Here is a 23,401-nt window from a genome sequence, read left to right on the forward strand (position 1 = left end):
CAGAAAAGGCGGTGAAATGAATTCCAACTCTCGGGAAGCCATCCTGGCGGCCGCCAAAAGGGCCGCGCAGGCGCATGGCTACAGCGGCCTGAATTTTCGGGAACTCGCGCAAACCGTGGGCATAAAAAGCGCGAGCATCTACTATCACTTCCCGAGCAAGGCCGATCTGGGCGCCGCGGTGGCCAAACGCTATTGGGAGGATACAGCGGCAGTCCTGCAGGACATGCTGGCCGAAACCCCGGATCCGCTCCGTTGCCTGCGCCAATATCCCGATATATTCCGCCGGTCGCTCGAGAGTGAAAACCGCCTGTGCCTCTGCAGCTTTATGTCCGCCGAATATCAAGACCTGCCGGAAACGGTAAAAAAAGAGGTGCAAACCTTTGCCGACGTCAATGTGGCATGGTTGAGCCGCGTACTCGCCGCCGCGGCGACCATCGGTGCCGGCGAAAGCGAGAAACGGGCGCGCGCCATCTTTGCCGCCGTCGCCGGCGCGCAGCTTATTGCGAGGAGCCGCGCTGATATCGCGCTCTATGACGAAATAATAGACAGCTATCGCGTGGCCGGCCTCCTGACGGCCTAAAGCACGACACATCGCGCAACGCCGCTTGCCCGGGGCCGTCTGGCGACGCCTGGCGCCTTCCGGCATCACCCGCGCCGCCCGGCTGATATCGCCGGGTAAAACTTGCCGGACATCCTCTTACCGCGCCAGGGTTGGCTGCGCGGCGCGGTTGGCCACAAAACCCCAAACAGATCCCAAGTGTCATGCCGCCGTTATAAAAACGTCATTTTACCGCCCTATCCTGATGTCTGCTTATCGCCGGATTAAAACAATGACCTATTTAGCGCTGCGGGAAATTCGTAAATCCTGGGGAAATAACCAGGCGCTGGACGCCGTCAGCTTCGAGGCGGCCGCCGGGGATTTTGTCGCGTTATTAGGGCCGTCCGGCTGCGGCAAAACCACCTTGCTGCGCATTATCGCCGGCCTGGAACTGGCCGACAGCGGCACGGTTCATATTCGCCAGGCGGACGTCACCGCCCTGCCGCCTTCGCAGCGCCGGTTATCCATGGTATTCCAATCCTATGCCCTGTTCCCGCACCTGAACGTCAGGGAAAACCTGCTGTTCGGCCTGCGGGCCAGGGGCGAGGATAAACGCGCCTTCGCCGCGCGCCTGGCCGACGTGGCCGGGCTGATGGAACTGGGTCCGCTGCTGGATCGCCTGCCCGCCCAGCTTTCCGGCGGCCAGCAGCAACGGGTAGCCTTGGGCCGGGCGGTCATCGCCAATCACCAGCTCTGCCTGATGGATGAGCCGTTGTCCAACCTGGACGCCAAACTGCGCCAGAGCATGCGCCGGGAGATCCGCGCCCTGCAACGCCAGCTCGGCCTGACCATGGTATACGTTACCCATGACCAAACCGAAGCCATGAGCATGGCGGATAAAATCATTTTGCTAAATCACGGCCGCGTGGTGCAGCACGGCGCGCCGGGCGAACTCTATAACCATCCGGCCGATATCTTTACCGCGCAATTTATCGGTTCGCCGTCGATGAATATCATTCCGCATCCGGAAAACAACGCGGCGGGAATAAGCCTGGGCGTCAGGGCAGAGGAAATAGCCGTTACCCCCGCGGGCACCGGTAACATCGCCTGCCGGGTCGCGCATTATGAATATATGGGCGCCTATACGCTGCTGATCGGCGCCCTGCCGGGGACGGCGGAAAGCATCACCATAAAAGTGGCGGGCATGCGGCATTTTTGCCCCGGCGACATCGTCGGGCTGAGCTGGCCCGCCGCGGCGGAATACCGTTTTTCAACCCTGACCGGGAAAAGACTGCCGGATCAGGCGTCCCACGGCCGGCCGGGCTGTGGCCGCAGGTCGCGGCGCGGTAATGGCCGGTCGCCGGGTCCCGGCCGAGGCGCGGCGCTGATTAACCCTGACCTTTAACGCAGAGGAAAAAAATGTCTCTATTCACCCGCAAATCCAGACGCGACGGCGCGACGGCGCTGGTTTGGCTACTCCTTTCCCTGCCGCCTGCGGCCATGGCGGCGGATCCCGTGCAGTTGCAAATGTATTACCCCATCGCGGTCGGGGGCAAGGTGAGCCACACCGTGGAGGAATTAGTGAATGATTTTGAAAAAACCCGTCCCGATATCCATATCCAGCCGGTGTATACCGGGGATTACGCCACCACGGTGACCAAGGCGTTAACCGCCTTTCGCGGCGGCAACGCCCCGCAGATGGCGGTCATCGGCGATATCGAGGTCTATTCGCTGATGGATGCCGGCGCCATTACCCCGGTCAGCGACTTGGTCGATGACGAGGCCGGCAAGGCGTGGCTCGACGGCTTCTACCCGGCGTTTATACGTAAAATCGATAATAAAATCTGGAGCATTCCGTTCCAGCGGTCAACCGTGGTGCTGTACTGGAACAAGCAGGCTTTCCAGGCCGCCGGGCTGGATGGCGATACGCCGCCGGCCGACTGGCGGGAGGTAGTGGACTTCGGCCGAAAGCTGGTGATTCGCAACGGCGGCGAGGTCAGGCAATGGGGAATTGAAATACCCTCCACGCCAAACGGCTACTGGACGTTCCAGGGCATAGCGGCCACCAACGGCAGCCGGCTGGACAACGGTAAAGGCACCGCGGTGAACTTCAATACCCCGGCCAATGTTGAGGCGCTGACCTGGCTGAGCGATTTGGCCTGGAAACATGAAATTTCGCCTAAAGGCGCCATCGCCTGGAGTACCACGCCGCAAGACTTTATCGATGGAAAAACCGCGATGATGGTGACCACCACCGGTAACCTGGCGACGGTGCGCGATAATGCCAAATTCCCGTTCGGCATCGCGATGCTGCCGCAGAAGACCCAGCGCGGCAGCCCGACCGGCGGCGGCAACCTCTATTTATTCAGCAGCGCCACGCCGCCGCAGCAGCAGGCGGCGCTGGCCTTTATGCGCTGGGTATCCGCGCCGGAACAGGCGGCAAGATGGAGCATTGCCACCGGCTATGTCGCCACCTCGCCCGCCGCGTGGCAAACCCCGGCCATGAAAGAGTATGCCGTCAAGGTACCGCAGGCGCTGGTGGCGCGCGAACAGCTGCAGTTTTCGCAGCCCGAGCTGTCCACCTATAACAGCGTGCAAATCCAGGACCTGATGAACCGGGCGGTGGAAGCGGCCGTGACCCACGGCAAAACGCCCGGGCTTGGACTGGCCGCCGCGCAACAGCAGGCCGATCGCCTGTTGAAACGTTATCAGTAAGCGCCGATACCTATGACCCCGCTAGCGTTCAGGATCCGTTATGCCGGCCTTGCCGGCCAGGCATACGGTTATCTGCTGCTGCTGCCGGCGATGGCGTTCCTGGTCGCTTTTACCCACTACCCGGCCCTGGCGACCCTGTGGGAAAGCGCCTTCGGCGCGGCGCGCAACGGCAAACCGGCGCCGTTTGTCGGGCTGGCGAACTACCGGGCGCTGCTTAACGACGAGACCTTTATGCTGGCGCTGCGTAATAATATTCTCTACGCGGCGATTACCATTCCGGTGTCGGTCGGCCTGGCGCTGCTGATGGCCCTGGCGGTCAACCGCCGGATGCGCGGCGGCGCCATGGCGCGCGCCGTCTTTTTTATTCCATCGCTGTTGCCAATGGTGGCGATTGCCAATCTGTGGCTGTTTTTCTATAGTCCGCAAATAGGCCTGCTTAACCGATTTCTCGCCTGGTTCGGTCTGCCGGCGATTAACTGGCTGGGGGATCCCGATTACGCGCTCTACTGCCTGATGGCGGTATCGGTATGGCGGGAAGCCGGCTTTTTTATGATTTTTTATTTGGCGGCGCTGCAGCAAATAGCCCCCCGGCTGGCGGAAGCCGCCGGGATCGAAGGCGCGTCGCGCGGCTATTTTTTCCGGCGCGTCCAGTGGCCGCTGCTGATGCCGACCACCCTGTTCATTTTGATCAATGCGTCCATGAACGCCTTTCGCATTGTCGATCAGGTGATCACCATGACCAACGGCGGGCCGGACAACAGCACCCATCTGCTGCTGTTTTATATCTACCGTACCGCGTTCGGTTATTGGGACCTGCCCTACGCCGCCGCCATGACCACCGTACTGCTGGCGATCCTGGCCGCCATCGCGCTGCTGAAATTTACCCTGCTGGATAAACGGATCCATTATCAATGAGCCGCCCGCCGCCCGCCGCCGCAAAAACAGCTCCGCCGCCCGGCCTCCATGGTCAACCGGCCCGGGCAGCCGGCCTTCGGCGCCGATGCGGCACCCTCATTATCTGGGCGGGAGCGCTGCTGTGGATGCTGCCGATAATGGTTTCCGTTTGGGTCGCGATCCATCCCGCCTCGCAGCAGGGCGGCTTTACACCGTTGTCCATGCCGACGCTTGAGAATTTTATCCACGCCTGGCAGGCGGCGCCGTTTGGCCGCTACTTTATCAACACTCTCTTATTAGTGCTGATCATCGTGGCGAGCCAGCTAATCCTGGCGACCCTGGCCGCCTATGCGCTGGTGCGTTTCCGTCTTAAAGGCGCGGGGATTATCTTTTCGCTGATACTGCTGCAACTGATGATAAGCCCGGACGTGCTGATCCTGACTAATTATCACACTATCGGCGCGCTGGGGCTGCGCGATACTCTCTGGGGCATTGCCCTGCCCTATTTTGCCTCCGCGTTTGCCATATTCCTGCTGCGCCAGACCTTTAAAAGTATTCCGCTGGTGCTGGAAGAGGCGGCGATAATCGAGGGCGCCGGCCGGTTAACTATCCTGCGGCGCATTTATATACCGCTGGCAAAACCGGTTTATATTGCCTTTACGCTGGTGTCCATCAGCTTTCACTGGAACGACTTCCTCTGGCCGCTGGTGATTACCGACTCGGTGCGGGTGCGGCCGCTGACCGTGGGCCTGCAGCTGTTCTCCGCGCCGGAACAGGGCGTGCAGTGGGCGTTGATCGGCGCCGCCACGCTGATGACATCGCTTCCCCTTTTGATCTTGTTCCTGGTGTTTCAGCGCCAGTTCGTGCAATCCTTTATGCGCGCCGGCATTCGTTAATGCTGGTTGCCTCATCTCTTCTCTGGTCAAGTCCGCGCCACGCGAGTAATGTTAAATAATTAGACCCAGGTGGTATTCAGGCGGTCGAGACATTCTTATTGCTATTTTACAGCCAGGCTGGAGACCTACACATGACCGAGAAAAAAGCGACCCTAGCGCTCAACGATCAACGATCCGTCGAGCTGGATTTTAATGCCGGCTCATTCGGCCCCGCGGCCCTGGACATTCGCCCTTTCCTTGGGGAAGACCTCTATACCTACGACCCCGGTTTCGTCAATACCGCCGGCTGTGAATCGGCCATCACCTATATTGACGCGCGCAACAGCGTGCTGCTGCACCGCGGTTTTCCGGTCGACCAGTTGGCGGAGCACTGCTCCTTTCCCGAAGTCTGCTATATCCTGCTGCACGGCCAGGCGCCGTCCAGGGAAGAGTACGACCGGTTTACCGAGTCCATTACCCGGCATACGCTGATCCATGAGCAGATGACCCGCATGCTGAGCGGCTTTCGCCGCGACTCCCACCCCATGGCGCTGATGTGCGCGGTAGTGGGCGCGCTGGCCGCGTTCTACCACGACGTGCTGGACGTCGACAATGCCGGGGACCGGGAGCTGGCGGCGCTGCGGCTGCTGGCGAAAATGCCCACGGTGGCGGCCATGTGTTATAAATATTCCATCGAGCAGCCCTCGGCCTATCCACGCAATTCGCTCTCGTACACCGGCAATTTCCTGCATATGCTGTTTGCCATCCCGGCGGAAAAATATGAGGTCGATCCCATCCTTGAGCGGGCCATGAACCGCATTTTGATTTTGCATGCCGACCACGGCCAGTGCCCGTCCACCACCACCGTCAGGACGGCGGGATCGTCCGGGGCCAACCCGTTTGCCTGCATCGCCGCGGGGCTGGCCTCCATGTGGGGGCCGTTGCACGGCGGGGCAAATGAAGCCTGCATGCGCATGCTGGAAGAGATCAGCACCGTCGATCGCATCCCGGCGTTTGTCAACCGGGCCAAAGATCGCCATGACTCCTTCCGGCTGATGGGTTTCGGCAACTCCATCTATCATCATTTCGATCCCAGGGCCGCCATCCTGCGCAAGACCTGCCATGAAGTGCTCAGCGCGCTGGGCATGGAGGACAACCTGCTGCAGGTGGCCATGGAGCTGGAGCATATCGCGATGACCGACGCCTTCTTCCTGGAAAACAAGCTTTATCCCAGCGCGGATTTTTATACCGCGCTGATCCTCAAGGCGATGGGGCTGCCGTCCTCCATGTTTACGGTGATAACCGCCGTCGGGCGCACCACCGGCTGGATTGCCCATTGGAATGAAATGCACAGCCGGCCGCTGAAAGCCTGCCGGCCGCGCCAGGTCTATACCGGCGAGGAGCGCCGTGATTTTGTCTCCAGGCTCTGATAACGCAAATCAACGGCCGGTGGTTGACCCTATCGATAGCATGAACGCCGGGCAGCGGCAGGCGGTGGTGACCACCGAAGGCGCGCTGCGGGTAATCGCCGGCGCCGGCACCGGTAAAACGCGCACCCTGACCGAGCGTTATTGCTATCTGGTGTCAAGGCTCGGCATCGCGCCGAAAAATATCCTGTGCGTCACCTTCACCAACCGGGCGGCCAACGAAATGAAGCGCCGGGTACGGGCGGTGCTGGGCGATCGGGATCTCGGCACCATCTGCACCTTCCACGCCTTCTGCGTGCAGCTGTTGAAAGAAGATATCCATCTGCTCAACTACCCGCGCAATTTTATTATTCTCGACATGGAGGATCTTAAGCAGATCCTGCTGAAAATTTTTGCCGATATGGGGCTGACGCTGCGCGACACCACCGTGAAACGCACCCTGGACGACGTGCTGGAGGCCAGGAAACTGTACGCCACCACCTATATCGACGATATCTACCAGCTAAACAACGAGCAGCTTAAGGCCCGGTTCGCCGACGCCCGGGATCGCGACGAGGAAATCTTCCTGCGCTACCTGTATGAGCAGAAAAAATGCTTTGGCTGCGATTTCAACGATCTGATTAACTTCGCCACCTGGATCCTGGAAAAATTCCCCGCCGTGCGGCAAAAATGGCAGGACCGGATGCAGTATGTGATGGTGGACGAGTTCCAGGATGTCAGCAAACGGCGGTACAGGCTGGCCCAACTGCTGGCGGGCAAGCACGGCAATCTGTTTATCGTCGGCGATCCCGATCAGACCATCTACTCCTGGCGCGGGTCCCATCTGCGGCTGTTCCTGGATTTTGACCAGGTCTATCCGGGGGCTGAAACCATCGCGCTCGGCACCAACTACCGCTCGACGCCGGAAATCCTGGCCGCCTCCAACTGCCTGATTGAAAAAAACCAGGTCAGGTTTCCCAAAACCCTGCACGCCGTAAAAGCCGGCGGCTGGCGGCCGCGTTATTTCCATGCCAAAAGCGATAAGCTGGAAGCGCAATGGATCGTCGGCGAAATCACCCGATTGCGCAATACCGGCGTCCCGCCGGACCATATCGCCGTACTCTACCGCGCCCATTACCTGACCCGCGCCCTGGAGGAAAGGTTTATCGAGCGCGGCGTGCCCTACCAGATCTTCAGCGGTATCGAATTTTACGGCCGGCGGGAAATCAAGGATGTGATCTGTTATCTGCGCATGGTCACCGCCGGCGACGACGTAGCCTTCCTGCGCACCCTGAACGTGCCGGCGCGCAAGTTTGGCAAAAAGCGGCTGGAGACCCTGGCCGCCTATGCCGAGGCGCGCAACCTGTCACTGTACCGGGCGCTGAAGGAAAACCTGGATACGGATCTGCTGAAGGGCACCCAGGCCAGACGCTACGTGGACGCTATCGAACAGGTGCGGGCGCAGCGCTCTGGATGGTCGCTCGGCAATACGCTGCAAGCCCTGCTGGATTTAAGCGGTTACGAAGCCTTCCTGCGCCTGCAGGGCGACCAGGAGCGGCTGGATAACGTGGCGGAGCTCAAGCGCGCGGTACAAAACGAAGGCGAGGATGAAGAGGCCACGCTCGAGGACTTCCTGGCGCGGATAGCGCTGTTCACCACCCTGGATAACGAAGGCAAAAACGACCGGGTGAAGCTGATGACCATCCATGGCGCCAAGGGCATGGAGTTTCCCTACGTGTTTATCTGCGGCATGAACGAAGGGGTGTTCCCCGGCCGCAAGATAAGCTCCGCCGAGGAGATGGAGGAGGAGCGGCGGCTGGCCTATGTCGCCATGACCCGGGCCATGGACGGGCTGTTTTTAAGCGATTCGGCAGGGGTGGCCAATGACGGTATCTTTAAGTATCCGTCGCGCTTTATCTTTGACGCCGGCAGCGAGAATGTGGCGTTCGATGTCCCACTGGATCAGGCGCTGCTGGGCGGCATGCAAAACGTGGCCCGGCCCGGCCCGCCGCCGCCCGCCGCCGGCGCGTCCCGCTTCCGGGTGGGCGATCGGGTGGCGCACGGCGTGTTCGGCGGCGGCACCGTTATCGCGGTGAACGGATATGAAAGCGCCTATTCCATAAAATTCGACGGGCTGCCGACCGAGCGCAGCATCCAGTTCAGCGCGCCGCTGGCCAAAATGACCTGAACCGACGTGTCTCGCAGCCGAACGGCGCCGGTGCCCGTCGGCCGGCGGACCGGCGCGGGAATGCGGCTCAATAGGTATTGTCGTCCCCGCCGCGCCGCCACCCGCCACATGATCTAGGCTACACTATGTATAAGTAACACATTTATTACAGAGAGGAATGCGTTGTTGGATTATGCCGGGGAACTTTTCCCCACCAGACAAACCCAGCCGTCAGCCAGCGATCAACAGGTCTGGAACTGGGCGCAAAACGCGACGCTGGGTTCACGCGCCAGTATCCGCAGGCCGGGCAATGAAGACCAGCTGCGGGAACTGGTCGCCGGGCAGCGCGGAAAAATCAGGGTCATGGGCAGCCGGCTCTCCACGGGCAGCCTGCTGCGCGCCGACGGACCGCAGGATATCCTGCTGGATACCGGCCGGATGGAGGGATTGATCTCAGCCACCGACGACTCGGCCACCTTCGCCGCGGCCACCCCGCTGGATCAGGTTTACCGCACGCTGACGGCCATGGGCCGCATGTTGCCCTCCTCACCCGGCGTGATAGCCCTGCAAACCCTGGCCGGCGCCATCGCCACCGGCACCCATGGCCAGGGACTGCGGCAAAGCTCCATTGCCGATGAGGTACTGCGTATCCGCATGATCCTGGCCGACGGCGGCATTGCGGTTTTCGATCGCGACCACGCCTGGTTCGGCGCCGCGCAGCTGGCGCTGGGCGCCTTGGGCGTGGTCACCGAGGTGACGCTCAGGACGGTGCCGACGACGCTGTTTACCTGTTTCAAAAGCGCCTGCGCCGCCGGTGAGCTGGAATCCCTGTTGTATGACTGGAACGAAGGATATCCGCTCAGCAAGGCCTGGTGGTTTCCCGAGGAGGATAAAGTCCACGTCTGGTCCGCCCGGCAGGCCAATGAGGCCGAGGAAAAATCATACCGGGATAACGGCGGCCGGACCGTCGCGTTGTCCACCGGCGACGAATCCATGAACGCCACGGTTGAACGCACGCTGGGCCATATGCGTGCCGACACTAAAATCCTGGGCAAAGACGGCACGCCGTTTAAAACCGTCGCGCGCTTCAAGGACTTTTCCGACATCACCGGCGATGTCTACCAGGTGTTTTGCCGGGGCATCGCCACGCCGCAGATCAATATCGAAATCGGCATTCCCTTCAGCCGCGCCGGCGAGGTGATCCAGAAAATAAAACGCTGGTATGCGCAGACGCACCCCCATATGCACTATCCGGTGATCCTGCGCTGCACCGGCCCTTCGTCAGCCTGGCTCAGCCCCGCCTATGGGGAAGCCACCTGCTTTTTCGGCTTTGTGGTGTATTACGCCGAGGACGGCACCCTGTCGCGTGACGGCGTGCATTTTCTCGGCGAGGTCGAGAAATTGCTGGCCCGGGAGGGCGGACGACCGCATTGGGGAAAATATTATAACCGCCATCTTTACCCGTGGCGCGAAATGTATCCCCGGTGGGAACACTTTCGCCAGGCGAAAGCCGATCTCGACCCCAAAGGAAAATTCGCCAACGCGTTTATCGCGGATATCTTCAAGTCCTGATGAGCGTGCTTTGACCGGGAGAGTGACTGATGAAGGCCTGGATTACGTTACTGACCGATCCTGCTTATCTGGCAGGGGTCAGGACGCTGCATCAATCATTAAAAAATACGCAAACCCGTTATCCGCTGGTGGTAATGGTTACCGCTGATATCAGTCAGAAAACCCGGGATAGCCTGGCGGCCGGGGGGTGCGACGTACGCGCCATTACGCCGCTTAGCCCCAGGGACGGGGTAGCCGGCAACTATGCCTACGCCCGTTTCGCCGAGGTATGGAGCAAGCTGTGCGCCTGGCATCTTACCGACTTCACCCGGCTGGTGCTGCTCGACGCCGATATGCTGGCGCTGAAAAACATGGATGAGCTGTTTGACTTGGCCCTGCCCGCCGGCGGCATAGCCGCCTGCCACGCCTGCCGATGCAATCCCAACCATATCGCCACCTACCCGGCAAGCTGGGTGCCGGAAAACTGTTATTACACCTATTGCCACGGCCAGAACGCCGCGCCGCTGCCCGGGGAATTTTCGCCCTATTTTAACTCCGGCACTATCGTGTTATCACCGGATGAAAAAACCTATAGCGAACTGGCCGGGCAGTTGGCGCAGATTGACGATCTGGCCGGGTTCCCATTCCCGGAGCAGGATTTGCTCAACCGCTATTTCCAGGGACGCTGGCTGGCGCTGCCGTATGGCTATAATGCGTTGAAGACGCTGTCGGTACAGCATGAGGAAATATGGGATATCAATAAAATCAAAAACCTGCACTATATCCTTACCAAGCCATGGAAATACGCCCCCGACCGGCTCAGCACCCGGCGGGATCCCTATTTTCCCCTGATCGCGCTCTGGTGGAATACCTATCGCGCGCTGACGGTGAAATAGCGTTTGGGTTGGCTATCGGCGCACATCTGATCAACGGGAAACGGCCGCGCCAAACAGCCGCTGGTAATTGGCGCTCTCCAGCGTCATTTCGGCGATGCCTTTCAGATAGTCGTCTTCCATGCCTTCACGGTAGATGATTTCCGGCAGGTGTTCCCTGGGGATGGCCGCCTGGCACAGCCGCGCGGCGGTGGCCATCGTCTCCGGCCCGATACGCGCGCCGGTTATGGCGATGATGCCCGGATTGATAATCGAAATCAGCGAGATGGCGATATCGGCCACGGTGCGCGCCAGCCCGTCGGCGGGCCCGCCGTATCGCGCCCCATCGGCGGCAACCTCGCCGACGCCGACATGCCAAGGTAAATGGGCAACCTCGCCGGCAAACTGCGTGGCGCCCTCCAGCGCTTTACCCCCCACGATAATACCGCAGCCGGGACAGTGTTTTTCCGGAAACATCAGGTAAGCGAGCGGCTGGTCTTTGCCCAGGCCCCGGTTTTTATAAAAACCGTAGGCGGTGTAGTTCATATCGTTGCCGACCTTGGTAAACAGGCCAAACCGGTCCGTGAGGATCCGCTGCAGCGCCACGCCCTCGAAGGCGGGAATATCGCAGGTCAATACTTTACCGCCGACAATCACGCCGGGCAGGCCGATGCCGACGGCCTGGATATTGTAGCGGCCGGCGTGTTCGGCGATACAGGCGATAATGCCGCCGGTGTCCGCGACCGCGCCCGGTTCCTTGCCGGCGCAGACGATATTGCCCCCGGCCGACGTCACCCTATAAGAAATGACGTGGTCGCTGTACACATCGGCGACAAACAGGCTGAGCACATAAAAAAAGTGTTCGTTATAGACGAAGCGCTGCGCCGGCCGCCCCCCGCTTGACTCTTCCAGCGCCTGCTGCAGCACTTCTCCCGTTGCGCACAGGCCGTTAAGGATGGTGCCGCAGGTGGCGACGCTTAATCCCGTCGCCTGCGCCACGGCTGATTTGGTGGCCCCGTTCAGCGCCTTTAGCGCTTCAATCACGTGGGCAACATTGATCAGCTTGAGCTGCTGAGTGTTGCTGGTAAGGGGATAATCCATAAGGCCTCATCGCTATCAATCCCAAGATCCCGGCGGGCATACCCTTCCCGGACGGCGCCGCGCCCATTGGCCTCCGGATGGAGAACAAGCGCGGTACACCACCATGTTACCGTTATTTGCGCGGTATTAGGGCGGGCAGTTGTTAAAAAAATCCATCCTTTCAACGCTGCCGGTGGCCAGGAGCACCGGTTTCGGGTTCATCAGGCTGCAGCGGACGTTTAAGCCAGGGAGCCAGAAACGTTTTCAGGCGACCGCTCGCCGGACGGCGAAACAGCCTCAGGGGCGCCCCTTGTTCCACTATGGCGCCGTCGGCCATAAACACCACGTGGGTGGAAATATGGGCGGCAAAGGACATTTCATGGGTGGCCATCACCATGGTAATCCCCTTTTGCGCCAGCGCCCTGATCACCTCCAGCACCTCCTCAACCCGTTCGGGATCGAGGGCGGACGTGGGTTCATCCAGTAGCAACAGCTCCGGCTCCAGCGCCAGCGCGCGGGCGATGCCGACGCGCTGCTGCTGCCCGCCAGACAGCCTGCCCGGCCAGGCGCCGGCCTTCCCGCCCATGCCCACCTGCGCCAGGGCGGCGGCGGCGCGGCGGCGGGCCTCCTGGCGCGGCAGCCGTTTGCCCAGGATCAACGGCGCGGCCACGTTCTCCAGTACCGTCATATGCGGCCACAGGTTAAATTGCTGGAACACCATGGCCAACGGGCGCCGCACCCGGGCGATAAGCGCGGCGCTGTCCCGGTCCCCTGCCCCCCGGCCCGGCCCGCTGTAGCCCAGCAGGCGCCCCTTGATCAGGATCTCGCCACGATCATAGGCTTCCAGGAAATTCATGCAGCGCAGCGCGGTGGTTTTACCCGACCCCGACGGCCCGATCAGGGTCACCACTTCCCCGGCATGTACCGCCAGATTGATATCATGCAGTACCGCGTGGCCGCCAAAAGTCTTGCCGACGCCGCGCAATTCAAGGATCGGTTGCCCGCCCATACTAGTGTCCTCCGGATAACCAATTGCGGCCGAGCCAACCAATGCACAGGCTGATCGCCTGCGCCAGCAGCCAGTAGCTGGCAATAAGCAGCGCATAAGGCAGGATATAGCCATAGGTGCTGGCGACGATCCGCCCGGTGGTCATGGTCAGTTCGGGCACCGTGATAATCGACGCCGCCGCGCTTTCCTTCAGGGTTAAAATCGCCTGGTTGCCCAATAGCGGCAGGCTAAAGCGTAACGCCTGGGGGGTCTGGATATGCCAGAAGCTTTGCCAGGCGGAGATGGCGTGCGCCTGCGCGGCCTCTTTCTGCCCGCGCCCGATGCACAACCACGCGCCGCGGAATATTTCGCCGAAGTAGGCCGCGCTGTAGAGCGCGAGCGACAGGATGGCGGCCTGCACGGCGCTCAGCGTCAGCCCCAGCGCCGGCAGGCCGAAGTAGATTACCGACAGCTGCGCCAGGTAAGGCGTGCCGCGTACCAGCCACACATAAGCGCGCCACGGCCAGTACACCAGGGGGCTGCGGCAGCATAGCGCCTGGAACATAAAGCCGCCCACGGCGCCGGCCGCGGCCGCGCACAGGCTGACGGCCAGGGTCATCCCCATGGCGCGGGCAAAATCAGGCAGGTAAAGCAGCATATCGCTCACAATGCCTCCTTGCGCCAGCGTTGTTCGATATGGCGTCCCGCCAGGGCCAGCAGGCTGGTCAGGGCCAGATAGGCCAGGGCGACGGCGAGATAGGCCGACAGCATGTGATAGCTGGAGGACGCCAACTGTTGCCCGACCCGCATCAGGTCGGTGATGGCGATCGCCGATACCACCGCAGACGCCTTGATCACATCAATCAGCTCGGAGATCGTCGCCGGCAGCGTCAGCCTGAGCACCTGCGGGAGACGGATATGCCGGAGCGCCTGCCACGGGCCCAGCCCGCAGGCAACGGCGGCTTCCAGCTGTCCGGCGGGGATGGCCGCCAGGCCGCCGCGCAGGATCTGCGATTGATAGGCGGCGCTGTTCAGCGCCAGCGCCAGCGCGGCCGCGGCATAAGCGCCGATATCCACGCCCAGCTCGCAGGGCAGGTAATAGCAAAGCAGCACCTGCGCCAGCACCGGCGTGCCGCGAAACAGGCTGATATAGACGCGGGCAAAGATCCGGCAGGCATACGGGCGGGCGTCCTGCAGCAGGTGGATGCCGACGCCGGCAAAAAAGCCGCCCGTCATGGCGACCGCGCAGAGCGAGGCGGTGGTCGCCGCCCCCTGGGCCAGCATCGGCAGCCAGGACACAAACAGTGGCAAAAAGTCGTCCATGTCGGTTTTCCGTTACAGCGCCGGCGCCGGCATGGCGTCGTGCGGCAGCGCCGTCTCGGCCCCAAACCATGTTAACTGCAGCCGTTTCAGGGTGCCGTCGCGGTTAGCCTCGGCGATGCCGTCGCTGAATAGCTGCACCAGGGCGGCGCTGTCCGCGTCCTGGCGCCCCGCCCAGCCAAAATACGCGGTGGGCCCGAGCATCGGTTGCAGCACGGCAAACACGCCGGGACGGCTTTTGATCAGCGGCCCGAGATTGGCCAGGGACTGGGCCACGCCGTCAAGACGCTTATTGGCCAGGTCGGCATAGGCCTCGTCGAAGGCGATATACTGCCGGATCTCCTTGATACCGGGCCTGCCGCCATCCAGCAGCCGCTGGTTGAACGCCTGCAGCACCCGCAGGTGGGCCGAGCCTGCCAGGGAGCCCACCACCTTGCCGTCCAAATCCTCCAGGGTGGCGAGGGACGTGTCGTTCTCACGTTTCAGCAGCGCCACCGTGGCTTCAGCCACCGGAACGGTAAACGCGAAGCGCGCCATGCGCTGCCGGTCCACCATCACCGCGGTGATCACCAAATCGAATTTCCTGGCGTCCAGTCCCGCCAGGATCCCCTGGAAGGGCAAGTCCAGCTGTTTAACGCGCACCCCCGGCAGGTGTTTATGGAGGATATGGTTCATCAGATCCACATCATAACCGATAATGTTTCCGTCCCGGACCGTCTCGAAGGGCGCATAACGGGCTTCCGTCGCCACGGTCAGGGTTTTGTCCGCCCTGATGCGCGCCAGCAGGTCCGCGCCCGGGGCCGGGAGGCTAAATACGCCCGCGGTCAAGAGCGCGGCGGCGCATAAGGTCATGAGGTGTGTTCGCAAGATTATCTCCGCTCCAAAAACGTTAACGGGCGCGGCGCAGCCCGTGCCAGAAAAATATATTAACTTCCTGTAATTGAATGGTTAATGAATTGGGGGCGTAAAAAAGACTTTTTTGGCAGATCGACAACTAATGTTAGGCGTTTATCGGCTGTTCATTTTATTATCATTACCGCGCCAGCACGTCGTCTTGCAGAAAGGACTGTCGGATTTTTGTGTAACCTTGATTGCACGTTCAACCAATCGATCGTAAATAATAGCCTGCTAATTTCAATGAATAATTCTGATGTCTCACGTTCGACCGCCTGGCTGAGGGTCATAACCCTCGCGTTTGCCGCCTTTATCTTCAATACGTCCGAGTTCGTGCCCGTCGGCCTGCTGACCGACATCGGCCAAAGCTTTTCCATGGAAACCGCGCAGGTCGGGTTGATGCTGACCATCTACGCCTGGGTGGTGGCCTTGATGTCGCTGCCGTTTATGTTGCTGACCAGTAATCTTGAACGGCGCGGCCTGCTGGTGAAAATTTTCATCCTGTTTATCGCCAGCCACTTGCTGTCGTTTATGGCCTGGAATTTCTGGGTGCTGGTCATCTCCCGTATCGGTATTGCCTTGTCCCATGCGGTATTCTGGTCAATAACCGCGTCGCTGGCGATCCGGGTGGCGCCGATGGGCAAAAAAACGCAGGCGCTAAGCATGCTGTCCACCGGCACCGCCCTGGCCATGGTGCTGGGTTTACCGCTGGGCCGCATCGTCGGCCAGCTGTTGGGCTGGCGGATTACCTTCCTGCTGATTGGCGTTTGCGCCCTGGCAACGCTGGTGTTTATCATTAAGCTGCTGCCGAAGTTGCCCAGCGAGCACTCGGGTTCGCTTAAAAGCGTGCCCATGCTGCTCAAGCGCCCGGCGCTGATGTCGCTTTATCTGCTGGCGGTGCTGATTGTCACATCGCACTACACCGTCTACAGCTATATTGAGCCGTTTATCCGCCATGCCGCGGCGCTGGGAGACGATGACACCACCCTGCTGCTGCTGATTTTCGGCGGATCGGGCATCATCGGCAGCGTGGTGTTCGGCGTATGCAGCAACAGATACCCGACCGCCCTGCTGGTGGGTGCAATCGTCCTGGTGGCGCTGTGCCTGATGATTTTGCACCCCGCCGCCGGCCAACTGATGAGCTTTGCCGCCCTCAGCGTGATTTGGGGTATGGCGTTCATGGCCATCGGGCTGAGCATGCAGGTCAAGGTCCTGGCCCTGGCGCCGGACGCCACCGACGTCGCCATGTCGCTGTTCTCGGGCATCTTCAATTTGGGCATCGGCGCCGGCGCGCTGCTGGGTAATCAGTTTATCCTGCGCGCGGATATCGGCAATATCGGTTACCTGGGCGCCCTGCTCGCCTGCATCTCCCTGGCATGGTGTCTGTTTATCTTCCGTCGCTACAGGCTTGAGCTGCGGCGGGCCTAAACCCGCGGTCCCGCCCGCGGCATCGCGGTTTGCCGCCGACGGGGCCGCCGGCGATAGCAAAAAATCGTCAAGCCCGGCGTTGTGTGATGGGTTTCTCGTTTCCTCCCCTGGGATTTTGTTAATTCTACCTACGGCAATGGCGTGGTAGCCGTTTTGTCGTGGGCTTTTTTTGGCAATGCCCCGGCGGCGCGGCGGGCGGAAGAGACGTGTCGGCAGCAGGGCGTAAACAGCGATTATGAGTATTTTTGTTTCCAAGAAACTGGTTAACTTTATCGTATTGGCCCAAACCAATAATATCGCCAAGGCCGCCGAAAAACTGCATATGACCGCCTCGCCTTTCGGTAAGAGCATTGCCGCGCTGGAAGAGATGGTCGGTTATGAACTGTTCTCGCGCACCGATAACAGCATCAGCCTGAACAAGGCCGGGCAGGAGCTGTACCAGATGCTCTACCCCATTTACCAGCGCCTGGCGGGTATCGACGCCGATATCATGCTGGCGGCCAGCCACCATCAGAAAAACTGCGTGATCGGCATCGACACCGCTTACCCGACGATGATTTTTGACCAGCTGATTAGCCTGGGCGACAAGTTCGACGGCTTCACCACCAAACCGTTCGAGTTTAATGAAAACGATCTGGTCTCCGGTCTGCTTGACCATGACGTGGACATGGTGATCTCGCCGCAGCAGGCGTCAAAACGCACCGCTGAAATGTCCAGTATGCTGATCACCCGGCTCGAACCGCTCAGGCTCGGTTTCCTGGTGTCGCGCATCCATGACAATGTGCAGGCCAGCGTGCTGCTGCATACCCTGCCCTGGCTGCAGATGCGCTTCCAGCACCGGGCCAATTTCGAGTCGCTTATCGACTCGCATTTCCGTTTTGCCGGCATTACGCCGACCATTATCTACCGTCCCTACAGCTTCCTGGCCAAGATCAGCGCCGTCAGCCGGGGGCAATTCCTGACGGTGGTGCCCCATTTCGCCTATCGGTTTGTCAACCCGGCCAGCCTGAAATACTTCGACGCCCCCAACCAGCCGATGTACATGCCGGAATATCTTTATTCGCTGCGCGGCTGCAAGACCATCGGCCGGCTGGCGGAGGCCATCGAGCACGACCGCAACGGCACCACCCCCGCGGCCCCGCCGCCGTCATACTAGCATGCTGCCGTGCTGTTCCAGGTTCTGGTACAGGTCGAAGGCGTGGGCCAGGTCATGGTGGATATGGCCGCTCTTGCCCCGGGCCAGGTAACCATAGAGGTAGTCCCGGTACAGCGGATGGGCGCAGTTGCCGATAATGGCCTCGGCGCGCTGGATCGGCGAAAGCCCGCGCAGGTCGGCCACGCCGTGTTCGGTGATGATCACCTTTACGCTGTGTTCGCTGTGATCCACATGGGAACACATCGGCACGATGGTGGAAATCTTGCCGCCCTTGGCAATGGACGGCGCCATAAAAATCGACAGATAGGCATTGCGTTCAAAATCCCCGCTGCCGCCGATGCCGTTCATTAAATTCACGCCGGCCACGTGGGTGGAGTTGGCGTGGCCGTAGATATCAAATTCCAGCCCGACGTTCAGGGCAATCACGCCCAGGCGGCGGATAATCTCCGGGTTATTGGAAATTTCCTGCGGCCGCAGCACGACGCGTTCGCTGAAAAAATCCATATTTTGATAAATATGCTCCAATACCGACGGCGGCACGGTCAGGCTCGAGGCGCTGGCGCCAATAATCCTCTCCTGCTCGAGCAGTTCGATAACCGAGGTTTGCAGTACCTCGGAATACATCATAAACGGCGGAATATCCGGATTCCTGCCCAGCACCTTCAGCACCGCGTTGTTGATATTGCCGACGCCGCTTTGCAACGGCAGGAAACCCGCGGGAATACGTTTGGCATGCAGTTCCTTCAGCAAGAACCGTTCGACGTTGCGGGCAATTTGCAGGCACAGCGGGTTCTCGTTACCAAATTCGGTAATCTGATCCGGCAGATGGGTATGCACCACCGCGACGATTTTTTTCGGGTCGATTTGCACATAGCCTTCGCCGACCCGGTCGAGGGTATGGAAAATCGGCACCATGGTGCGCAGCGGCGGCGCGCCGAGGGAGACGATATCGCTCATTTCCCGGATGCGCGGGGAGTGATAAGCGTTAAGCTCGATAATCACCCGCCGCGCCTGCTGCAGGTAAACCGGCGCGTTGCCGATGCCGCTGGTCAGGTAGACCCGCCCCTCAGGGGTCACGGCCGAGGCTTCGATGACCGCGATATCGATCGGGCCGAAAAAGCCATAATTGACCATTTGCGCCACTTCGCTCAGGTGCAGGTCGACAAAATTGACCTCGCCCCGGTTGATTTTATCGCGCAACGCCGGCGCCGTCTGGTACGGCGCGCGCCACTCCACGGCATCGGCCTCCGCCAGTTGGTTATCCGCCAGCGCGCCGATGGATGCGCCGGTGAGCAGTTTTATCCGGAAGGGCTGTTCCCGGCGATGCAGCGCAACCGCCCGCCGGGCCAGGGCTTCCGGCAGGGCTTTAGGCGCGCCGGCCGGGGTAAAGCCGCTAAAGGCCACCATATTGCCATGGGAGATTAACCGTGCGGCTTCATCCGCCGTCATTACCGTAAAATCCTGGTTCATACTCGTCACTCCTTGCGCCGGCTGGCGGCGCGGCCTAATGGCCGAGAAAATTCGCCTTGCGTTTTTCCAAAAAGGCCGACATCCCCTCCTGGTAATCCTGGCTGTCGTACACCACCCGCCGCAGCCCCTGGATACGTTCAAACTCATCGGAATTGAGGGTGTGGGCCTCTCCGAGCACCCGTAGCTCCTCCTTGATGACCGCCACCGCCAGCGGCGCCTTTTCAGCAATGGTGCTGGCCATCCTCATGGTGAACGCCTCGAGTTCCTGCGGGTCGATGATATGGTTAAGAATGCCGACGTTCAGCGCGCGTTCGGCGGTGATCGGCGCGGCGGTAAAGATGAGCTCCTTGACGATATGGAACCCGGCGTCGCGGATCAGGTTATGGATGCCCACCAGGTTGTAGGGCACGCCGAGGTTAACCGGCGTCATGGAGAAGGTGGACTGGTTACTGGCAATAATGATGTCGGAGCTCATAATAAGTTCGAACGCCCCGCCCCAGACGCTGCCTTCCACCATGGAAATAATCGGCTTGGGGAATTTCTGGATGGCGCGGGTAATCTGGCGCAGCGGGTCGTCGTAGGCCAGCGGGTCGCGCCGGGTTTTCGGCAACTCATGGATATCGTGTCCGGCGGAAAATACCTTGGTGCCCCGCGGCGCGCGTAAAATAACGCAGCGTATGTCGATATTATTCAGATCTTCCAGCGCCTGCAGGATATCGCGGATAAACACCGCGCTCAGCGCGTTAAGTTTTTTGGCATAATTGAATTCAATAATACCCACGCGATTTTCTATCAGCACTTTGACAAATTCATACGCCATAATTCTTCTTCCTTAATGGTTTAACATTTCGACGATATATTGGGTGACGCTGTTGACGCCCGCGCGCGGCGATACGCGGTGGTTTTCCACCTGCTCCAGCGCCTGCCGGTACCGGTCCTGGATATCATGGCGGGCAAACAGCGCCTCGAGGGTGTTCTCCTCGATTTGTTTACGCATGGCGTCCAGTTGCTGGCGTTGGCGCAATAACCCAAGGCCCCGGTCAACCGCCATCAGATCATAAAAGGCGCCGACGGCGCGCCAGATTTCGGCGACGCCCCGGCCCTCAAGGGCGCTGCAGGCCAGCACCGGCGGGGTCCAGGCCGGATATTTGCGCCGGGTAATGGCAAGCGAGGCGCGATACATCTGCTGGGTCAGCATTACCCGGGCGCGGTTATCGCCGTCATCCTTGTTGATGACGATAATATCGGCCATTTCCATAATGCCTTTTTTGATGCCCTGTAATTCGTCGCCGGCGCCGGCCAACTGCAGCGACAGGAAACAGTCCACCAGTTGGGCGATATCCACCTCGCTTTGTCCGACGCCCACCGTTTCCACAATTACCAGGTCATACCCCCCCGCCTCGCACAGCAGCATCAGTTCCCGGGTGCGGCGGCTGGCGCCGCCCAGGTAGCCGCCGGTGGGCACCGGCCGGATAAACGCCCGCTGCGCGCGGGAAAGCATCGACATGCGCGTCTTATCGCCGAGAATGCTGCCGCCGCTGAGCGGGCTGCTGGGGTCGATGGCGATCACCGCCACCTTCAGGTCCAGCGTCAGCACGTAGCTTCCCAGGGCCTCGAGGAAGGTGCTTTTGCCCGCGCCCGGCACGCCGGTAATACCCAGCCGTTTCGCCCGGCCGGTATGGGGCATGATCCGATCCAGCAGCTGGGTGGCCAGCGCCTGGTGCGCGGGATGGACGCTCTCGATAAGCGTCATGCCCTGCGCCAGCGCCACCCGATCGCCCGCCAGCAGTTGCCCGACGATATGGTCAAGCTGGCCGGCGCTAAGCATGGCACAGCCCGATTTTGTCCAGCACATCGCGCACGCTGGCCAGCATCGGCGTGCCCGGCCCATAGATCGCCGTCACGCCCCGGCTGAACAGGAAGTCGTAATCCTGCGGCGGGATCACCCCGCCCGCCACCACCTTGATGTCCTGCCGCCCGTACCCCGCCAGCGCGTCCAGCAGCGCCGGGATCAGCGTTTTATGTCCCGCGGCCAGGGAGGAGGCGCCGATCACGTGCACGTCGTTTTCCACCGCCAGCTTGGCGATTTCCCCGGGCGTGGAGAACATCGGGCTGAGATCGACATCAAACCCGAGATCGGAATAGGCGCTGGCAATCACCTTGGCCCCGCGATCGTGGCCGTCCTGGCCCATTTTTGCCACCAGGATGCGCGGCCGCCGGCCCTGTTCGGCCAGAAAACGGTCGGTGGCGGCCTTGATCTGATCGAACTCCTCCGCCCCTTCCGCGCTCTGGTGGTAACTGTTGGCGATCACGCCGGTCACGCAGTTGGTCTGGACCAGATAGCGGCCAAAGGCGTCCTCGATGGCCGAGGAAATTTCGCCAAGGGTGGCGCGCTGGCGGGCGGCGTGGATGGCCGCTTCCAGCAGGTTGCCCCCGTCGCGGGCGGCGCGCTTAATCATGCCGAGCGCGTCGGCCACGCCGGCCTGGTCGCGGTCGGCGCGGATTTGCCGCAGGCGCTCGACCTGTTCCTGGCGCACCTTGACGTTATCGATTTCCAGCACCGAGGTGGCGTCTTCGCGCGCCAGCTTATATTTGTTGACCCCGACGATGACCCGTTTGCCCTGATCGATCAGCGACTGCTGGCGGGCGGACGCCTCCTCGATCATGCGTTTCGGCAGGCCCGCCTCGATGGCCTTGGCCATGCCGCCCACCTCGCCTATCTGGTGGATAATCTCGCGCGCCGCCTTGACGACCTGGTCGGTAAGGTTTTCCACATAATAGGAGCCGGCCAGGGGATCCACGGTACGGCATACCGCCGACTCTTCCTGCAGGATGATCTGCGTATTGCGGGCGATGCGGGCGGAGAAATCCGTGGGCAGCCCCAGGGCCTCGTCAAAGGCATTGGTATGCAGCGACTGGGTGCCGCCCAGTACGGCCGCCAACGCCTCGACGGTGGTGCGGATGACATTGTTGTAGGGGTCCTGTTCCGTCAGGCTCCAGCCCGAGGTCTGGCAATGGGTGCGCAGCGCCTGGGATTTTGGATTGGTGGACCCGAAACCGCTTACCGCCTCGCTCCATAAATAGCGGGCGGCGCGCAGCATGGCGACATTCATGAACAGATCCATGCCGATGCCGAAGAAAAATGACAGGCGGGGGGCAAAATCATCGATATCCAGTCCGGCGGCCAGCGCCGCCTGGATATATTCTATGCCGTCGGCGATGGTGAACGCCACCTGTTGTACGCAGTTGGCGCCCGCTTCCCCCATATGGTAGCCGCTGATGCTGATGGTATTGAATTTCGGCATATTGCCGGAGCAGTAGGCAATAATATCGGAAATAATGCGCATCGAGGGTTTGGGCGGATATATATAGGTATTACGGCAGAGGTATTCCTTCAGGATATCATTTTGGATGGTGCCGGTGAGCTGCGCCGGCGGCACGCCCTGTTCCTCGGCGGCCACGATATAAAACGCCATGATGGGGATGACCGCGCCGTTCATGGTCATGGAGACCGACATTTTGTCCAGCGGGATCCGGTCGAACAATATTTTCATATCCTCGACGCTGTCGATGGCGACGCCGGCTTTGCCGACATCGCCGGCCACGCGTTCGTTATCCGAGTCATAGCCGCGGTGGGTGGGCAAATCAAAGGCCACTGACAGCCCTTTTTGGCCCGCCGCCAGGTTGCGGCGGTAAAAGGCATTGGATTCGGTGGCGGTGGAAAAGCCGGCGTACTGGCGGATGGTCCAGGGCTGGGCGGCATACATCGTCGCCCGGGGTCCGCGCACAAAGGGCGCCATGCCCGGCAGCGAGCCGGTGACTTCAAGATCGGACAGGTCTTCGGCGGTATAAAGCGGCTTGATGGTGATTTCTTCCGCGGTAAGGGTATTTAAATCGGCAACGTTTTTACCCAATCGCCCCAATTCTTTATTGGCAAGTGTTTCCCATGCCCCTGACTGAGCCATTATATTTCTCCAAATGGAATTAAATAATGTTTATTTCATCTTCTTGTCAATGCGGGACAATGGGCTGCCTTGCCGGACGGGT

The 23,401-nt window shown here is 60.7% G+C and carries 20 protein-coding genes; 11 read left to right on the forward strand and 9 right to left on the reverse strand.

The features are described from left to right. Positions 1–16: 16 nt before the first annotated feature. From GRH90_RS03440 to GRH90_RS03480, 9 genes are all read left to right on the forward strand, one after another. Positions 17–580, forward strand: a complete 564-nt coding sequence (locus GRH90_RS03440) for a TetR/AcrR family transcriptional regulator (RefSeq protein ID WP_162364494.1) — start codon at positions 17–19, stop codon at positions 578–580. A 250-nt stretch (positions 581–830) separates the two neighbouring features. Then, a complete protein-coding gene (locus GRH90_RS03445; RefSeq protein WP_162364495.1) occupies positions 831–1,943 on the forward strand; it encodes an ABC transporter ATP-binding protein in 1,113 nt (370 codons plus the stop codon). Positions 1,944–2,038: 95 nt separating this feature from the next. Beyond that, the gene (locus GRH90_RS03450) at positions 2,039–3,253 is read left to right on the forward strand and encodes an ABC transporter substrate-binding protein (protein WP_376766058.1); all 1,215 of its coding nucleotides are present in this window, start codon (positions 2,039–2,041) and stop codon (positions 3,251–3,253) included. Between the two features lie 12 nt (positions 3,254–3,265). Continuing rightward, positions 3,266–4,168 carry a carbohydrate ABC transporter permease gene (locus GRH90_RS03455; RefSeq protein WP_162364497.1) on the forward strand — a complete coding sequence of 301 codons (903 nt, stop codon included), beginning with the start codon at positions 3,266–3,268 and terminating at the stop codon, positions 4,166–4,168. A 125-nt stretch (positions 4,169–4,293) separates the two neighbouring features. Beyond that, complete coding sequence (locus GRH90_RS03460; protein WP_376766054.1) at positions 4,294–5,043, forward strand: carbohydrate ABC transporter permease; 750 nt, start codon at positions 4,294–4,296, stop codon at positions 5,041–5,043. Positions 5,044–5,174: 131 nt separating this feature from the next. Next, complete coding sequence (locus tag GRH90_RS03465; RefSeq protein WP_162364499.1) at positions 5,175–6,452, forward strand: citrate synthase; 1,278 nt, start codon at positions 5,175–5,177, stop codon at positions 6,450–6,452. Beyond that, a complete protein-coding gene (locus GRH90_RS03470; protein WP_162364500.1) occupies positions 6,436–8,616 on the forward strand; it encodes an ATP-dependent helicase in 2,181 nt (726 codons plus the stop codon). The genes GRH90_RS03465 and GRH90_RS03470 overlap by 17 nt, the downstream gene beginning before the upstream one ends. A 165-nt stretch (positions 8,617–8,781) precedes the next feature. Continuing rightward, positions 8,782–10,167: a D-arabinono-1,4-lactone oxidase gene (locus tag GRH90_RS03475; RefSeq protein ID WP_162364501.1), complete on the forward strand. Its 1,386-nt coding sequence runs from the start codon at positions 8,782–8,784 to the stop codon at positions 10,165–10,167. Positions 10,168–10,196: 29 nt separating this feature from the next. Further along, on the forward strand, positions 10,197–11,042 hold the full coding sequence (locus GRH90_RS03480; protein WP_162364502.1) for a glycosyltransferase family 8 protein: 846 nt from the start codon (positions 10,197–10,199) through the stop codon (positions 11,040–11,042). 30 nt (positions 11,043–11,072) lie between these two features. On the opposite strand, the gene GRH90_RS03485 is transcribed toward GRH90_RS03480, so the two are convergent. The 5 genes from GRH90_RS03485 to GRH90_RS03505 form a co-directional block, all read right to left on the reverse strand. Beyond that, positions 11,073–12,119 carry an ROK family protein gene (locus GRH90_RS03485; protein WP_162364503.1) on the reverse strand — a complete coding sequence of 349 codons (1,047 nt, stop codon included), beginning with the start codon at positions 12,117–12,119 and terminating at the stop codon, positions 11,073–11,075. Between the two features lie 160 nt (positions 12,120–12,279). Next, positions 12,280–13,107 (reverse strand): amino acid ABC transporter ATP-binding protein, encoded by an 828-nt coding sequence (locus tag GRH90_RS03490; protein ID WP_162364504.1) that lies wholly within the window; start codon positions 13,105–13,107, stop codon positions 12,280–12,282. A 1-nt stretch (position 13,108) separates the two neighbouring features. Then, positions 13,109–13,744 carry an amino acid ABC transporter permease gene (locus GRH90_RS03495; protein WP_178113008.1) on the reverse strand — a complete coding sequence of 212 codons (636 nt, stop codon included), beginning with the start codon at positions 13,742–13,744 and terminating at the stop codon, positions 13,109–13,111. Between the two features lie 5 nt (positions 13,745–13,749). Continuing rightward, positions 13,750–14,409 carry an amino acid ABC transporter permease gene (locus GRH90_RS03500; protein WP_162364506.1) on the reverse strand — a complete coding sequence of 220 codons (660 nt, stop codon included), beginning with the start codon at positions 14,407–14,409 and terminating at the stop codon, positions 13,750–13,752. A 12-nt stretch (positions 14,410–14,421) separates the two neighbouring features. Then, positions 14,422–15,273: a transporter substrate-binding domain-containing protein gene (locus tag GRH90_RS03505; protein WP_246235847.1), complete on the reverse strand. Its 852-nt coding sequence runs from the start codon at positions 15,271–15,273 to the stop codon at positions 14,422–14,424. 270 nt (positions 15,274–15,543) lie between these two features. Between GRH90_RS03505 and GRH90_RS03510 the strand changes: the two genes are divergently transcribed. Together GRH90_RS03510 and srsR are read left to right on the forward strand one after the other, a co-directional pair. Then, complete coding sequence (locus GRH90_RS03510) at positions 15,544–16,728, forward strand: sugar transporter (RefSeq protein WP_162364507.1); 1,185 nt, start codon at positions 15,544–15,546, stop codon at positions 16,726–16,728. Between the two features lie 235 nt (positions 16,729–16,963). Further along, entirely contained in the window at positions 16,964–17,884 is a 921-nt protein-coding gene (srsR, locus tag GRH90_RS03515) for a LysR family transcriptional regulator SrsR (protein ID WP_162364508.1), read from the forward strand. Here srsR and scpC read toward each other — a convergent pair. Genes scpC through scpA form a run of 4 tightly spaced genes read right to left on the reverse strand, consistent with a single transcriptional unit; the run spans position 17,876 to position 23,319 of the window. Then, complete coding sequence (gene scpC, locus GRH90_RS03520) at positions 17,876–19,333, reverse strand: succinyl-CoA:acetate CoA-transferase ScpC (protein ID WP_376766059.1); 1,458 nt, start codon at positions 19,331–19,333, stop codon at positions 17,876–17,878. The two genes, srsR and scpC, sit on opposite strands and share 9 nt — an antisense overlap. A gap of 55 nt (positions 19,334–19,388) precedes the next feature. Next, positions 19,389–20,174 carry a methylmalonyl-CoA decarboxylase gene (gene scpB, locus GRH90_RS03525; protein ID WP_162364510.1) on the reverse strand — a complete coding sequence of 262 codons (786 nt, stop codon included), beginning with the start codon at positions 20,172–20,174 and terminating at the stop codon, positions 19,389–19,391. A gap of 12 nt (positions 20,175–20,186) precedes the next feature. After that, a complete protein-coding gene (gene meaB, locus GRH90_RS03530; protein ID WP_162364511.1) occupies positions 20,187–21,182 on the reverse strand; it encodes a methylmalonyl Co-A mutase-associated GTPase MeaB in 996 nt (331 codons plus the stop codon). Next, the gene (scpA, locus tag GRH90_RS03535; RefSeq protein ID WP_162364512.1) at positions 21,175–23,319 is read right to left on the reverse strand and encodes a methylmalonyl-CoA mutase; all 2,145 of its coding nucleotides are present in this window, start codon (positions 23,317–23,319) and stop codon (positions 21,175–21,177) included. The genes meaB and scpA overlap by 8 nt, the downstream gene beginning before the upstream one ends. Positions 23,320–23,401 lie beyond the last annotated feature (82 nt).

It is taken from the genome of Acerihabitans arboris, assembly GCF_010131535.1.
Lineage (GTDB): Bacteria > Pseudomonadota > Gammaproteobacteria > Enterobacterales > Enterobacteriaceae > Acerihabitans > Acerihabitans arboris.